The following is a 14868-nucleotide window of genomic DNA, read 5'->3' as shown; positions in this document are numbered from 1 at the left end:
TGCCATGACAGACCAACACGAAGACCAGTTCGAGGAAGATTTCGGCCCTAGTAAATCCCAGCTCAAACGGGAAATGCACGCCCTGCAGGAACTGGGCAAACGCATGCTGGACCTGAGCGATGAACAACTGGCCTCGCTGACCATCAGCGAAACCCTGAAAGCCGCCATTGTGGAATCACGCCGGATTAACCAGCGCGAAGCCCGGCGCCGGCACCTGCAATACATCGGCAAGGTGATCCGCCAGGAAGATGACCCTGAAGCAGTGAGCCGGGCCATTGATGCCTTCCACGCCGGCAGCGAGGAACACACGCGCCGGCACCACCTGGCCGAGCGCTGGCGCGACCGGATGATTGCCGAGGGCGACAAGGTAGTGGGCGAGTTTATTGACTACTGTCCGACCGCCGAGGTGCAGCATCTGCGCAACCTGGTGCGCAACGCCCGCAAGGATGTGGAGAAAGAGAAGAATACCGGCCAGTCCCGAAAACTGTTCCGCGCCCTGCGGGAATGGATCGACGACGCCGAGCAGCAGTAATCACGGTGGGGCGCAACGCCCCACCGCTTTACAAGCGCCGGTGCTGCCACACCGGCATGCGGGTTCTCAGCTGTTCCAGCCGCTCCAGGTCCAGGTCGGCCAGCACCACGCCGGGGCCCTGCTCTAGTTCGCAGACCACCTCGCCCCAGGGATCACAAATCAAGCTATGGCCGTAGGTTTTGCGGCGTTCGCTGTTCTGGCCACCCTGCCCCGCTGCAACCACCCATACCTGGTTCTCGATGGCCCGGGCGCGAATCAGGGCATGCCAGTGGGCATCACCAGTTTGCCAGGTGAAGGCGCTGGGCAGGCACACCCAGTCCGCCCCTTGCTCCCGTAGCGCCCGGAACAGCTCCGGGAAGCGCAGGTCGTAGCAGATTGCCAGCCCCAGCCTGCCCGCCGGCGTATCCACAGTAACCACCTGCTGCCCGGGCTCGAAGCTGTCTGACTCCCGGTACTGGCCGTGGGCATCGTCCACCATGGCATCGAACAGGTGGATTTTGTCATAGCGGGCGACTTCGTGGCCCTGGTCGTCATACACCAGGCAGCTGGCCCGCACCCGGTCCGGAATATCGCTGCCGTCAGGCCGGTTCGCCAGCGGCAGGGAGCCGCCGACAATCCAGAGTTTGTTTTGCCGGGCCTGGTCAGCCAGGAAACGGCGGATGACCGGTTCCGGCCCGGCCTCCTGCTCACCGCAGCCACGCATCTTCCCCGTGGCCAGTACGGCAAAGTTCTCGGGAAGCACGGCCACCTTCGCGCCCTGCCCTGCGGCTTCGGCCAGCAAGCGCCCGGCTTCGTCCAGGTTGGCTGCAACATCGTGGCTGCTGACCATCTGTATGGCGGCTACCTGTGTCATCCTTCCCTCCTTACTGTTCGGCAGTATCAAATACACTGCGCAGATCAACTTTGGGTTCGCTCCAGCTACCGGTGACACTGTAGGTGGCGCTGGTCAGTTTGCTCAAGGGGTCGCCAAGGATCTTGTCCAGCACAAACAAGGCGCCACCAATCGGAGCGCTGGCTCCCATCAGTATGGCAGCCAGGGGCAGGTTCTGGGTAACCGGTAACACCACCACCAGTCGCATATCCAGGCTTTCATCGGCCATGTTGGTGGAGCCGTTGATCTTGAAGGCACCGGATGGGCCCACCAGTTGCAGCTCCGGGTCCATGGTAACCAGCCCGTCACTGATGCGGGCCTTGCCGGAAATGGCATCAAAGGCCACACCCCGCTCGTACAGGTCGGAAAAGTCCAGGCGCAGGCGGCGCCACAAAGTGTCGGTGTTCAGCAGGTTGAAGACCCGGAACAATTGGGCCGAGTTGTTCTGCTCCAGGATCACGCCATCGTCCAGCCGCACGCTGACTTCCCCGCTGAGCGCACTCAGGCCGATATCATTGGGGCCGCCAGGCCAGTCAATATCCAGCTCCACCGCCGTGGCCTGGTTGGTCATGGGGATGGAGCTGCCGGTGAGGGCTTCCAGGTCTTTCAGGGCACCGCCGGTCAGCTGGCCCTGAAAGCGGGTGGTTTCCCGGTCATCCACGACCCGCCAGACCATGTCACCTGCCAGTTCCAGGGCACCCAGGCGGCCTTCAATCGCCTCCACATTCAGCTGGTGCGGGGCCGGGCGCAACCGGAAGCTCCAGCTGCCCGCCGACTCACCCCCAAGCTTGAGGTTACTGATGCGGCCGTCCACATCCGGCCAGCTGCCAATATCCAGCTGGCGGAAGGCTTCCAGCTGTTGCTCCAGGGTCAGCAGCTCAGGCGCTTGGTCCTGTTCGGTTGAAGCGTCCTCCCGACTTAGGTGCAGGATGTGCAGGTCGACCTCAACCACGCCGTCGCCCTGCGGAATAACAACCCGGCCGGCGGCCCGTTCCGATTCGGTATTGACCACCCAGCGGTCGCCCAGGTCCAGCGCGCTGATGGTGATATCGGTGAGCCGGTGGCTGCCCAGGCTCAGGTAATCAAACTGCAGGTCCACGGCAGACTCCTTCCAGAGCAGGTCGAACGCCATCCGGTCCTGCCAGTCTCCGGTAATGCGCACACCTTCCGGAGCGAAAGGATCAACCCGGGCTTCCAGCTGCGCGGTTTGGTCGGCGGTTTTGCCCAGCGGTTCCGGCCAGTCTACGTTCAGGCCGGCAAGGTCGGAGGTCATCACAATGCTCGAGGGCCCGCTGGCATCAATCCGCATCCGCGCGCTGTAATCCAGGGTACCCGCCAGGCCAAAGCTGCTGTCCTCACCCGGCTCCCACTGCTGCAAGAACGCCGGCAGGGCCAGGCGGCCGTCCTGGCGGATCGACAGTGCATCACCCGCCGCATTCTGTGTGAACGAGACGCTGACCGGCTGATCCATAAAACGGGCATGGACCGGGCCACCGGAAAAACCCCGTTCGGTGTGGTAGGTCAGGTCCGTGCGGATTCCGGTCCAGCTGAGGTCGGGCCCTGGCAGGCGGAAACCGCCGTTTTCGGTTTGAACCCGGGCCTGCACGGCGGTATCAGCGCCATCGCTCAGGGGAATATCGATGTTCAGGCCGAGCTGGAACTGGCCGGCAAACCCGGCGCCACTGACCGCCTGCCCTGCCAGTTCGCCCAAGGGGCTGTTCGCCATCCACCAGGCGACTGCCTCGCCCGGCACGCCGGATGCCACATCCACCAGCACCCGGGTAGGCTGCTCGTCACTGCCCGGCACCACCCGGACCACGCCTTCGCTGACCTCAAGGCCCCCGGTCCGGGCCCTGTTCAGGGTAACCAGGGTGTCGGCATTCTGGACTTCAACCCGGCCGGCGGCGGCCTCTACCTCCGGCCAGCGGTCGTCGTAGCGAACCCGGGCATTCTCGAACTCGTACCACATGGATGACACAAAGGAGCCTTTGGGCGCGCCGGAATCAATCCGGCCGTGACCATAGTACTGGCCGCCGGTGATGTCGGCTTCGGTAATCCGGGTGGTGAGCCACTGATACAGCCCCTCGTCGACCACTTTCGATGGTACAAATTCCGCCAGCATTCCGGCCTCGGCGTTCTCCACGCCTACGCGCAGGCCCAGGTAGTCGTCCCCGGCGCGGTCCAGCCGCAGCTCGAAGGCACCGGTCAGGCGGGTATTGTCCTGATAGGAAAACACCAGGTCATCTGCCCGAACCCGGCTGACACCACCAGACACTTGCCAGGACACCCGGCCGGTCATGGCGTTAAAAGCCCAGCTGCCGGTATACAATTCCGGGAAACCCAGGGTGACAGGCTGGTGGGTATCCAGCTCAACAAAGCCCTGATCGGCTGTCAGCTGCAGACGGCCGTTGAGCCCGGTGGCACCAGGTGCGCCGCGCCAAGGCTCAACCCCTAAGCCCCTTACCTGCCCGGACAACATGAAATCCCGGGTCTGCTCCGGCAAATCCAGCAGCATGTCGTCCAGATAGCCGGTGGGGCGGTAGTGGTCCAGTGCATCTTCGGCCACCTCGGGCAAGACAGACAGAGCCCGCACCAGCCGCCGGATCGGGCCCAGCGGCACCGCATCAGCCACCAGCGCAGAGGAATCGGGCTGGTTCAGCAGGCGCACACTGAACGGTTCCACCTGGTCGCCATCCCATTGCCACTTGAGCTCCTGCAGCATCAGGTCGCCGCCCCGGCGCCAGCCAAAGCGGGTGCTGATGTCTTCCAGCGGAGCCAGTGACGCCATGCCGACACCCAGCTGAAGGTACGGGGTTTCCAGGGTGCCCTGTATCTGCTGCAAGTTGCCGTTTTCAAAGGTCAGCCAGGCCCGTCCGCCCAGATCGAACCCTTCCACCCGGATGCCGCGCCAGCTCAGGTCGTCGATCAGGCCATCAAACAGGCGGCCCGAATCCACATCCACATACAGCTGGCCGGTAAAGTCGCCCCGGAAAAAGCGCTGGCCTACCAGCGCGAAACTGGCCAGCTGGGTGGCCATGCCGCTTTGCATGGCACGGCCGGAGGCCTGGAACAGACCACGGGTATACAGCAAATCAAGTCTGGGAATATAGAGATGGCGCAGGTCGTCCTCGTTCTGGCCGATGGCCAGGCTAACCCGGGTAATCCGTACCTCCGGCTCCGACAACCACTGGCCCGCCAGCTTCAGCCACTCCCGGGCTGCCCCTTCATTGAGCGGTTCCAGTTCAGCCATCTGCTCGACCGGGTCCGAGAGCTGGTCTCCGAGTGCCCGAATCAGGGTAAGCACCAGACCATCGGCCTCGAAATCCTCGAACACCAGCCGAAGCCGTGATACCGACGCCAGGAAATCCAGCCGCAGGCGCAGGTGTTCCAGCTCGGCAATGGTGCGGCCGGAATCGGGATTGGAGAGCGTCAGTCCGGAGGCGGTCAGGGACGGGTCGAGCCAGTTCCAGCTGGAGGACAGCCGGGTAATATCTACATCCAGCCCGGTCTGGGCAGATATTTCAGCCGCAATACGGTCGGAAAAGCGGTCGACCTGGGCGGTCAGCTGCCGGCCGATGCCGGCATACAGGGCGAGCAATACCAGAACCACCAGGATCGACCACCAGACCGCGCCTGCAATCAGCTCCAATAGCCGGCCAACCGGGCCGCTTTTTGGCAGCTCCGGCTGATCGGTGTTCTGATCGCGGCTCGACATATGGCAGAGAACTCCCCGGCTGGTTCCGCCGGTCAGGCGTCAGAGCAGAACCACATCGTACTGCTCCTGGCTGTAGAAAGGCTCTACCTGGAAGCGAATGGTCTTACTGATAAAGGTTTCAAGGTCGGCCACGTTGTCGGATTCTTCGTCCAGCAGCCGGTCTACCACTTTCTGGGACGCCATCACGAGGTAGTTTTCCGCCTCGTAGGCCCGGTTTACCCGCAGGATCTCCCGGAAAATTTCATAGCACACCGTTTCGGCCGTTTTCAGGAAACCCCGACCATCGCAAATCGGGCACGGCTCGCACAACACCTGGCCCAGGCTTTCGGTGGTGCGCTTGCGTGTCATCTCCACCAGCCCGAGTTCCGACACCCCGGTAATCTTGGTCTTGGCGTGGTCCCGCTCGAGCATTTTTTCCAGCATGCGGTGCACCTGGCGCTGGTGCTCCGGGTCTTCCATGTCGATAAAATCGATAATGATGATGCCGCCGAGGTTGCGCAGGCGTAGTTGCCGGCTGATAGCCCGGGCCGCTTCCAGGTTTGTCTTGAAAATGGTTTCTTCAAGGTTCCGGTGGCCGACAAAGGCGCCGGTGTTGATGTCGATGGTGGTCATTGCCTCGGTCTGGTCGATGATCACATAGCCACCGGACTTCAGCTGCACCTTGCGGCTGAGCGCCTTCTGGATTTCATCTTCCACGGAATACAGGTCGAAGATCGGTCGCTCACCGGGGTAGTACTCAACCTTGTCGGCAAACTCGGTAACAAACTCCCGCACAAACTCCATCACCCGCTGGTAGCTCTCGCGGCTGTCGATGCGTACCTTTTCGGTTTGCGGCCGGATCAGGTCCCGGATGGTGCGGATAAACAGCGGCAGGTCCTGGTAAACAACGGCCGGAGCCTGCACCTTGCCGATCCGTTCCTTGATAGACACACTCAGCCGGTGCAGGTAGGTCATGTCGGCGATCAACTCTTCCGCCTGGGCAGCTTCTGCCGCTGTGCGGATGATGTAACCGCCCTGCACGTCGCTGTCTTCGGCCGCGGCTTCTTCGATCAGGGTTTTCAGGCGGGCGCGTTCGGTTTCGTCTTCGATGCGCTGGGAAATACCGACGTGGCTGACCCCGGGCATAAAGACCAGATAGCGGGACGGGATCGATAACTGGGTGGTCAGGCGAGCGCCCTTGGTGCCAATCGGGTCCTTGGTGACCTGCACCACCAGGGACTGGCCTTCGCGCAGCAGGGTGCGGATGTCGGGCACGGTTTTCGGGCCGTCTCCGCCTTCGTCGCTGGGCTGTTGGGTGCAGGCTACGTCAGAGGCATGGATAAACGCCGCCCGTTCCAGGCCGATATCCACGAATGCTGCTTCCATGCCCGGCAGCACCCGAACCACCTTGCCTTTATAGATGTTGCCAACGATGCCTTTGCGGCTGGTCCGCTCGATATAGGCTTCCTGCAACATGCCGTTTTCAACCAGTGCCACCCGGGTTTCCACCGGGGTTACGTTGATCAGAATTTCTTCGCTCATACCTGGTTTTCCTTACTGCGCGGCCAGTTCTGCCAGACCGGACAACCGGCCTGAGCGAGTAATTCGGCGGTTTCCTGTAGTGGCAATCCCACTACGGCACTGTAACTGCCTTTCAGTTCCCTGACAAAAATACCGCCACGGCCCTGAATGCCGTAGCCGCCGGCCTTATCCATCGGCTCACCACTGGCCACGTAGGCCCGAATTTCCGGCTCGTCCAGGGTACGGAACGTTACTTCGCTGATGCTCACCCGGGACTGGCAATCGCTTCCCCTGGCGAGCGCCACGGCGGTCATGACCTGGTGGGTTTGCCCGGACAAACGGGACAGCATACTGCAAGCATGGTCATCCGACTCCGGCTTGGCCAGGATCTCGCCGGCCAATACCACGGTGGTGTCTGAGCCCAGCACCAGGTTGTCCGGATGGCCAGCAGCAACCACCAGGGCCTTTTCCCGGGCCAGCCGCTCTACGTAGTGTTCAGGGGATTCGCCGGCCAGCGGGGTTTCGTCGATATCCGCCGGGCAGGCCCGGTGGCTTACGCCAATCTGGCTCAGCAGCTCGGCACGTCGGGGAGAAGCAGATGCCAGGATCAGGCCGGTCATAGGGTTATCCGAGTTTGCGGTTCAGGCTGTCGAGCAGTCCAGACACGAAGGGCCAGGCGACGGCACTGGTCAGCGCCGGCCACAGGTAACTGAAGCCGGGTGTGTCGGCGCCGAACAGCTGTTTAACGAAATGCACCAGCATCTGGTTGATGCCCACTAACAGAAACACCATCAGACACTGCTGGGGCAAGGGATACATGCGCAGGCGGTGATGAACCGTCAGAACCAGGAAGGCAATCAGGGCCATGGCCATGGCGTTGACGCCCAGCGGTGTGGATTCCAGGATATCCAGCAACAGACCCAGGCACCAGGCCATCACGATGCCGAATTGAGCAGGCGCCCGGAAGGTCCAGTAAAAGACGATAAGCCCCAGCCACTCGGGGCGGAACTCGAACCAGCCCACCGGGAACCAGGAAATACTGAGCACCAGCGCCAGCACAACCGTCAGGGCAAACAGGGGGTAGCTGATCACCGACAACATCAGTTCTGCTCCTCCACTTCTCCGAGCGGTACCAGCGGGGCTTCGGCTGGCTCATCCTTCTGCTGGAACACCACCAGTACCAGGCGGCTCTGGTTCAGCCGGGCCTTTGGCACGGCGACAATATCCACAAAGGGCTCGCCCGGCTCCTTGGAAATGCTGCTGACTTCTGCCACCGGATAGCCCCGGGGAAAACGACCGCCCAGGCCCGAGCTCACCAGCATATCGCCTTCGCGGATATCGGCAGTGTCGGGCACATGCACCAGCTCCAGTTCGTCGGTCTCGCCGTTACCCAGCAGAATCGAGCGCAGGCCGTTGCGAACCACTTCCACGGGCACGGCATGGCTGCTGTCCGACACCAGCAAGACCCGGGAGGTAAACTGGCTGGTCTGGATCACCTGGCCCAGCAGGCCTTCGGCATCGAGCACCGCCTGCCCGGCGGTTACACCGTCGTTACTGCCTTTGTTGATGACAACCTCATGGGAGAAAGGGTCAGGGGAGACCGCAACCACTTCGCCGACAATCACCCGGTCGTCCAGCACTTCGGAGGAGTTCAGCAAGCGGCGCAGTTCGTTGTTTTCAGACGCCAGGGCGGCGTATTTGAGGGCCCGGCGCTCGAGAATGAGCAGGCGGGTTTTGAGTTCTTCGTTCTCCTGCTGCAGGTCGTCGCGGCTGACAAACAGGCCGGAGAACCAGTCGCTGAAGCGGTAGGGCGCGTTGCCCAGCCAGTAGACGGGGCCAAGGCCGGTAGCAATCACGCTGCGCACCGGTGCCAGCTTGTCAAAACGGCCATCGGCAGCGATTAACGCTGCCGATACCAGAATCACAAGCAGAAGTCTGAAGCCGGGAACCGGCCCCTGAACGAAGATGGTCTTAATGGCTTAGCCCTCCCACGGGGTCACCCCTCCTGGGAGAACATTCCGATGCCACCGCGATCAATGACTTCCAGCGCCTTGCCGCCACCACGGGCGACACAGGTGAGCGGGTCTTCGGCGATGATCACCGGCAGACCGGTCTCTTCACTGATGAGTTTGTCGAGGCCACGCAGCAGGGCGCCACCACCGGTCAATACGATGCCGCGCTCTGCGATATCAGAGGCCAGTTCGGGCGGAGACTGCTCGAGAGCACTTTTCACGGTCTGGACGATCTGGGCCAGGGATTCCTGCAGGGCGTCCAGGATTTCTTCACTGTTCAGGGTGAAGGCCCGGGGAACACCTTCAGCCAGGTTGCGACCGCGAACGTCGATTTCGCGCACTTCCAGGCCTTCGTAGGCGCAGCCGATTTCGTGCTTGATGCGCTCGGCGGTGGAATCACCGATCAGGCTGCCGTAGTTGCGGCGCACGTAGGTGACGATGGCTTCGTCGAATTTGTCGCCGCCGACACGCACGGAATCCGCATAAACGATGCCGTTCAGGGAGATGATGGCGATTTCGGTGGTGCCGCCGCCGATGTCGACAATCATGGAGCCGCTGGCTTCCTCTACCGGCAGGCCGGCACCGATGGCCGCCGCCATGGGCTCTTCAATCAGGAACACTTCACGGGCGCCGGCGCCCAGGGCAGATTCGCGGATGGCTTTGCGTTCTACCTGGGTGGATTTGCTGGGCACACACACCAGTACGCGGGGGCTCGGGGTGATGAAGCTGTTTTCGTGCACTTTGTGGATGAAGTGCTGGAGCATTTTTTCGGTGACTACGAAGTCTGCAATCACGCCGTCTTTCATCGGGCGGATGGCGGTAATGTTGCCCGGGGTACGGCCAAGCATGCGCTTCGCTTCGGCGCCTACGGCGGCGACCATTTTCTGGGACCCGCTGGTGCGGATGGCGACAACGGAGGGTTCGTCCAGTACGATTCCGCGATCACGTACAAAAATCAGTGTGTTGGCGGTGCCCAGGTCGATGGACAGGTCGCTTGAGAACAGGCCTCGGAGTCTTTTGATCAGCATTAGTGTAGTTTCAACCTGAGAGTTGCGGTTGCGGATGTAGAAGAATCCGGCAACTTTAGCAGTGGCGCCATTTTCAGGCAAGGCGCCATCCGGGGCGGGAGCTTACCATTCTCACATTTTTGGGCGTGTTCCGGGGCCAATCTCTGGCGGGATTCTGGTAATATAAGCGGCTTGTTTTTTTATTCGTGCAAGGATGCCTTGGGGAACCGCCTTCCGAAAACCGCTCCTTCGGCCCCTGCTGGGTCCGGCCCGCAATCACAGATTGCGGTCGCTCAGCAGTCGCATGAAGCTTTGCTTCATAAGCGCTCGGCTGAGCCCATGTGGCGCTTCTGCTCCGCCATCCATGGCTCCGCAAATTTTCGGAAGGCGGTTCCCCAAGGCATCCCCAGGCGGCAGTGCAGTTTCAAACACAACCTGCTTCTGCGGCTGGGTATCATTGCATTAAATTGTTTTCACACACTCTTCTATTGGAGGCAACGTGAGCATTTCCCGCGAGGACATCGAAAAAGTTGCCGTGCTCGCCCGCATCAAGGTGGACGGCGAGCAGGTTTCGGCTCTGGAGAAAGATCTCGGCAATATCCTGGATCTGGTGGACCAGTTGAGTGCCGCAGATACCGATTCGGTGGAGCCCATGGCGCATCCGCTGGATGCGGTGCAGAAGCTGCGGCCGGATGTGGTTACCGAGACCAATCATCGGGAGGCGTTCCAGGCGATTGCGCCGGCTACCGAGGATGGGTTGTATCTGGTGCCCAGGGTTATTGAGTGATTTGGTCGTCCATCAGAGATTTCGGGATTTATCATGCATAACAAGTCTGTAGCAGAGCTTTCCAGAGAGCTGGAGAGTGGCAGGATTTCGAGTGTGGAGCTGACTCAGCAGTTCCTGGACCGTCTGAAGACTGAAGACGGCAAGTACAACAGCTTTATTACCATCTCCGACGAGCAGGCGCTGGCTGAGGCGAAGGCCGCTGATGAGATGCGCGCAGCCGGTAAGGCCACGGTGTGGACCGGGGTGCCGTTTGCTCACAAGGATATCTTCTGCACCAGCGGGGTTCGCACCAGCTGTGGTTCGAAGATGCTGGATAATTTTGTGCCTCCTTACGACGCCACGGTAACCGCCAATTTCAAGGCGGCCGGTGCGGTGTGTCTGGGCAAGACCAATATGGATGAGTTCGCCATGGGTTCGTCCAACGAGTCCAGTTTCTATGGCGCGGTGACCAATCCCTGGGGGCTGTCCAGCGGTGACAAGCGGGTGCCGGGTGGTTCTTCCGGTGGTTCTGCCGCTGCGGTTGCCGCGAGGCTGGTGCCGGCAGCGACGGGGACGGATACCGGCGGTTCTATTCGCCAGCCAGCGGCGCTGTGTGGCATTACTGGCCTGAAGCCGACTTACGGCCGGGTGTCCCGGTACGGGATGATTGCCTTTGCATCTTCCCTGGATCAGGGCGGGCCGATGGCGCGCACGGCAGAGGACGCGGCGTTGATGATGAATGTGATGGCGGGGCACGATCCGAAGGATTCCACCTGTATCGACCGGGAGGTTCCGGATTACACGGCCACCCTGAACGAGCCGCTTAAGGGCCTGAAGATTGGCTTGCCGAAGGAATACTTCAGCGACCAGCTGGCTCCGGCTATGGAAGAGCAGGTTCGCAATGCCATTCGCGAGTATGAAAAGCTGGGCGCGACGGTGAAGGAAGTGTCGCTGCCGAACGCGAAGCTGGCCATTGCGGCTTATTACGTGATTGCGCCGGCAGAGGCGTCCGCCAACCTGTCCCGGTTTGACGGTGTGCGTTACGGCTACCGCTGTGAAGATCCGAAAGACCTGATGGATCTGTACACCCGCACCCGGGCGGAAGGGTTTGGTAACGAGGTGAAGCGCCGGATTCTGGTGGGTTCCTATGCCCTGTCCGCCGGTTACTTTGATGCTTATTACCTGAAAGCCCAGAAGGTTCGGCGTTTGATCCAGCAGGATTTCATCAATGCGTTTAAAGAAGTGGACGTGCTGATGAGCCCGGTGTCGCCAACACCGGCGTTCAAACAGGGCGAGAAGAACACCGATCCGGTGTCCATGTACCTGGAAGACGTGTTCACCATCGCCATCAACCTGGCGGGCATTCCGGCCATGTCGGTGCCGGCCGGGTTTGTTGACGGCTTGCCGGTGGGGCTGCAGATTATCGGGGACTACTTCTCCGAAGCCCGCCTGCTGAACGCCGCCCATCAGTTCCAGCAGGTGACCGACTGGCACCAACGTGAACCCCAATAAGCCCGGACTAGGAGACGAACACATGCAGTGGGATATCGTGATCGGGCTGGAAATTCACGTTCAGCTCGCCACCCAGACCAAGATTTTCTCCGGCTCCAGCACCGCTTTCGGTGCCGAGCCCAACACCCAGGCCAACGCTGTTGACCTGGCCATGCCCGGCACCCTGCCGGTGCCCAACGAGCAGGCATTTCGCTACGCGGTGATGTTCGGCCTGGCCACCAATGCAGAAATCGGCCGCCGCTCGGTCTTCGAGCGCAAGAACTACTTCTACCCGGACCTGCCCAAGGGCTACCAGACCACCCAGCTGGCGCAGCCCATTGTCGGCCCCGGCTATGTCGACATCGACCTGGCTGACGGCAGCACCAAGCGCGTGCGTATTCACCACGCCCACCTGGAAGAAGACGCCGGTAAGTCCCTGCACGAGGACTATCATGGCATGTCCGGCATCGACCTGAACCGCGCCGGCACACCGCTGATCGAGGTGGTCACCGAGCCGGACATGAACACCGCCGAGGAAGCCGTAGCCTTCGCAAAGAAGCTGCACAGCATCGTGACCTCCCTGGGCATCTGCGATGGTGACATGTCTCAGGGCTCCATGCGCTTTGACGTGAACATCTCCCTGAAACCGAAAGGCTCCGACACCCTGGGCACCCGCACCGAAACCAAGAATCTGAACTCCTTCCGGTTCATGGAACAGGCCATCGCCCACGAAGTGGAGCGGCAGATGGATATCCTGGAAGACGGCGGCAGCATCACCCAGGAAACCCGCCTGTACAACGGCGACCGGGACGAGTCCCGCTCTATGCGCACCAAGGAAGAAGCCAACGACTACCGCTACTTCCCCTGCCCGGATCTTCTGCCGGTGGAAATCGACGATGCCTTCATCGAAGACGCCCGCGCCCGCCTGCCGGAGCTACCCGACGCCCGCAAGGCCCGCTTCAAGGAGCAATACGGCCTGAACGACTACGACGCCGGCATCCTGTCTGCCGACGCCAAACTGGCCGCGTTCTTCGAAGAAACCGCTGAACACGGCAAAGATGCCAAACTGGCCTCCAACTGGATTCAGGGCGAGTTCTCCGCACGCCTGAATGCGGAAGAAAAGTCCGTAGCCGAAGCCCCGATTACCGGCGCACAACTGGGCGCCATGGTGACCCGCATCGCCGACAACACCCTGTCCTCTGCGGGCGCCAAGAAGGTGTTCGAGGCGTTGTGGGCGGGTGAGAACGACGATGTAGATGCCATCATCGAAGCCAAGGGCCTGAAGCAGGTGTCTGACACCGGCGCCCTGGAATCCATGGTTGATGAGGTGCTGGCCGGCATGCCGGATCAGGTGGCTCAATACCAGAACGAGGAAGATCCGAAGAAGCGCAAGAAGATGCTCGGCGGCTTCATGGGGCCACTGATGAAGGCTTCCAAGGGCCAGGGCAACCCCAAGCTGTTCAATGAGATTCTTGTTCGCAAGCTTGGCGGTTGATGGTTCTGGCTAGGTGCCGAGGGTCTGACTCCGGCCCTAGCCTGTTAGATATGAGGAGGGTCGGGTTTGGGGCCCCTTCCCAAAAAACGCTCCTTGCGGCACATCCCTGTGGCGCTTCGCTCCGGCCATCCATGGCCTCCGAGATTTTTGGGAAGGGGCCCCAAACCCACCCGTTCAAACTATCGGGGCATAGGCTGTAAAAAAACTGCGCCCAGGATACTTACTTTTTCGGCCGAACCTCTCCATCACATTCTTCCAAACAGCCCGCCCTTCTATTTTTCGATTTTCTTGAGCCTATTACTCCGCGTGCCTGAAGGCCTTGGCGGGAGGTGCCTCCCAAAAATTTGCGGAGCCATGGATGGCGGAGCAGAAGCGCCACAGGGATGTGCCGTAAGGAGCGGTTTTTGGGAGGCACCTCCCGCCAAGGCCCACCACCGAAGTCGACAGGCTAGGGCCGAAACTAAGATCCCAAACGGCGAAACAGCCGCTCAAACTGGGCGATGTTTTGCTGGATGTAGTCGATGAACGCCTGCATGGCCGGCGTCGGGTGCCGGGCCTGGGGGTAGACCACGCACCAGCTGCGGCGCAGGGGGAAGCCGGTGATGTTGAGGGCCTGCAGGGAACCCAGGGCCAGTTCTGAAAGCACGCTGAGCTTTGGCACCACCGCCACACCCAGTCCGGCCAGGACTGCGTGCTTCACTGCATCGTTGGAACCCAGTTCGATGGTTGGCTCCATCTTCAGGCGGTGTTGCTGGCAATAGACCTCCAGCGCCAGGCGGCTGCCGGAGCCGGTTTCCCGGGTTAGCAGCTGGCTGTTGAGGAAGTCCAGAGGCGCTACAACCTCCTGCTCCAGCAGCGGATGGCCGGCCGGGACGATGGGTATGAGTTCGTTGTCGAGAAACGGCAGCGAGGTCAGCGGACGGTCCGGCGGCACCATGCCCATGATCACCAGGTCGTCGCTGTTGTCGTTCAGGCGCTGCAGTGCGGTGGCGCGGTTGACCACGGCCACCGAGACGTTGACCTGCGGGTTCAGTTGCAGGAATGAACGCAGCAGGTAGGGCACCACGTATTGTGCGGTGCTGACGGCCACCAGTTTTAGATCCCCCGCTACCCTGCCCTCCAGAGCCGCCAGGCGGTTCTGCATGTCGGCCAGTTCCTGGAACACGGAGCGCACGCAGGCGGCCATTTCTTCGCCTGCCGCGGTGCAATACAGTTTTCGACCCACGTATTCGAACATGGGCATGCCCAGGGCCTGCTCCAGGTGGCGTACCTGGCTGCTGACGGCGGGCTGGGTCAGGCCCAGCAGGTCGCCGGCTTTGCTGTAGCTTTTCAGGTCGTAGACCGCCTTGAATACCTGCAGCTGCCGGAAGGTCAGGCGGTTGGCGAGTTTCTGGATACTCAGGGGCATGGGCGTTCCCGAATCAGTCTATTCATAAGATATTAGTTATACATAAGCGAAATAATATCAATTTTTCGTGA

At 61.3% G+C, this 14868-nt stretch carries 12 protein-coding genes; 4 read left to right on the top strand and 8 right to left on the bottom strand.

Annotated features, from left to right (window positions below):
- The first annotated feature begins 4 nt into the window (after positions 1-4).
- The gene (yjgA, locus tag AC13DJ_RS05105) at positions 5-532 is read left to right on the top strand and encodes a ribosome biogenesis factor YjgA (RefSeq protein ID WP_199457167.1); all 528 of its coding nucleotides are present in this window, start codon (positions 5-7) and stop codon (positions 530-532) included.
- A 28-nt stretch (positions 533-560) separates the two neighbouring features.
- Here yjgA and AC13DJ_RS05100 read toward each other — a convergent pair whose 3' ends face one another.
- From AC13DJ_RS05100 to AC13DJ_RS05070, 7 genes are read right to left on the bottom strand one after another with little or no spacing between them, the layout of a single operon-like run.
- Positions 561-1385 (bottom strand): carbon-nitrogen hydrolase family protein, encoded by an 825-nt coding sequence (locus tag AC13DJ_RS05100; protein WP_058341307.1) that lies wholly within the window; start codon positions 1383-1385, stop codon positions 561-563.
- A 10-nt stretch (positions 1386-1395) separates the two neighbouring features.
- Complete coding sequence (locus AC13DJ_RS05095) at positions 1396-5118, bottom strand: YhdP family phospholipid transporter (RefSeq protein WP_474540231.1); 3723 nt, start codon at positions 5116-5118, stop codon at positions 1396-1398.
- 39 nt (positions 5119-5157) lie between these two features.
- The gene (rng, locus tag AC13DJ_RS05090; protein WP_022989685.1) at positions 5158-6639 is read right to left on the bottom strand and encodes a ribonuclease G; all 1482 of its coding nucleotides are present in this window, start codon (positions 6637-6639) and stop codon (positions 5158-5160) included.
- Positions 6636-7238 carry a Maf family protein gene (locus AC13DJ_RS05085; protein ID WP_474540230.1) on the bottom strand — a complete coding sequence of 201 codons (603 nt, stop codon included), beginning with the start codon at positions 7236-7238 and terminating at the stop codon, positions 6636-6638. Before AC13DJ_RS05085 ends, rng begins: the two co-directional genes overlap by 4 nt.
- Before the next feature lie 4 nt (positions 7239-7242).
- Positions 7243-7719 (bottom strand): rod shape-determining protein MreD, encoded by a 477-nt coding sequence (gene mreD, locus AC13DJ_RS05080; protein ID WP_022989687.1) that lies wholly within the window; start codon positions 7717-7719, stop codon positions 7243-7245.
- Positions 7719-8585 (bottom strand): rod shape-determining protein MreC, encoded by an 867-nt coding sequence (gene mreC / locus AC13DJ_RS05075; protein ID WP_474540235.1) that lies wholly within the window; start codon positions 8583-8585, stop codon positions 7719-7721. The genes mreD and mreC overlap by 1 nt, the downstream gene beginning before the upstream one ends.
- Before the next feature lie 29 nt (positions 8586-8614).
- Positions 8615-9655 carry a rod shape-determining protein gene (locus AC13DJ_RS05070; RefSeq protein ID WP_036219800.1) on the bottom strand — a complete coding sequence of 347 codons (1041 nt, stop codon included), beginning with the start codon at positions 9653-9655 and terminating at the stop codon, positions 8615-8617.
- Between the two features lie 481 nt (positions 9656-10136).
- Between AC13DJ_RS05070 and gatC the strand changes: the two genes are divergently transcribed.
- The 3 genes from gatC to gatB are packed head-to-tail and all read left to right on the top strand — an operon-like array spanning position 10137 to position 13389.
- Positions 10137-10424, top strand: coding sequence for an Asp-tRNA(Asn)/Glu-tRNA(Gln) amidotransferase subunit GatC (gatC, locus tag AC13DJ_RS05065; protein WP_482934025.1), 288 nt, complete (start codon positions 10137-10139; stop codon positions 10422-10424).
- 33 nt (positions 10425-10457) lie between these two features.
- Positions 10458-11915, top strand: a complete 1458-nt coding sequence (gatA, locus tag AC13DJ_RS05060) for an Asp-tRNA(Asn)/Glu-tRNA(Gln) amidotransferase subunit GatA (RefSeq protein WP_476131100.1) — start codon at positions 10458-10460, stop codon at positions 11913-11915.
- Positions 11916-11937: 22 nt separating this feature from the next.
- Positions 11938-13389, top strand: a complete 1452-nt coding sequence (gatB, locus tag AC13DJ_RS05055) for an Asp-tRNA(Asn)/Glu-tRNA(Gln) amidotransferase subunit GatB (RefSeq protein ID WP_482934024.1) — start codon at positions 11938-11940, stop codon at positions 13387-13389.
- A 460-nt stretch (positions 13390-13849) separates the two neighbouring features.
- Here gatB and AC13DJ_RS05050 read toward each other — a convergent pair whose 3' ends face one another.
- Complete coding sequence (locus AC13DJ_RS05050) at positions 13850-14797, bottom strand: LysR family transcriptional regulator (RefSeq protein ID WP_482934023.1); 948 nt, start codon at positions 14795-14797, stop codon at positions 13850-13852.
- Between the last annotated feature and the right edge of the window lie 71 nt (positions 14798-14868).

Source organism: Marinobacter sp. L-46 (assembly GCF_056859535.1).
This window is presented reverse-complemented; position numbering and strand designations above follow the sequence as displayed.

What these genes read in the sequence shown, in the direction of transcription:
- yjgA (WP_199457167.1), top strand. Translation starts at nt 5, where the DNA reads ATGACAGACCAACACGAAGACCAGTTCGAGGAAGATTTCGGCCCTAGT.
- AC13DJ_RS05100 (WP_058341307.1), bottom strand. Translation starts at nt 1,385, where the DNA reads ATGACACAGGTAGCCGCCATACAGATGGTCAGCAGCCACGATGTTGCA.
- AC13DJ_RS05095 (WP_474540231.1), bottom strand. Translation starts at nt 5,118, where the DNA reads ATGTCGAGCCGCGATCAGAACACCGATCAGCCGGAGCTGCCAAAAAGC.
- rng (WP_022989685.1), bottom strand. Translation starts at nt 6,639, where the DNA reads ATGAGCGAAGAAATTCTGATCAACGTAACCCCGGTGGAAACCCGGGTG.
- AC13DJ_RS05085 (WP_474540230.1), bottom strand. Translation starts at nt 7,238, where the DNA reads ATGACCGGCCTGATCCTGGCATCTGCTTCTCCCCGACGTGCCGAGCTG.
- mreD (WP_022989687.1), bottom strand. Translation starts at nt 7,719, where the DNA reads ATGTTGTCGGTGATCAGCTACCCCCTGTTTGCCCTGACGGTTGTGCTG.
- gatA (WP_476131100.1), top strand. Translation starts at nt 10,458, where the DNA reads ATGCATAACAAGTCTGTAGCAGAGCTTTCCAGAGAGCTGGAGAGTGGC.
- gatB (WP_482934024.1), top strand. Translation starts at nt 11,938, where the DNA reads ATGCAGTGGGATATCGTGATCGGGCTGGAAATTCACGTTCAGCTCGCC.
- AC13DJ_RS05050 (WP_482934023.1), bottom strand. Translation starts at nt 14,797, where the DNA reads ATGCCCCTGAGTATCCAGAAACTCGCCAACCGCCTGACCTTCCGGCAG.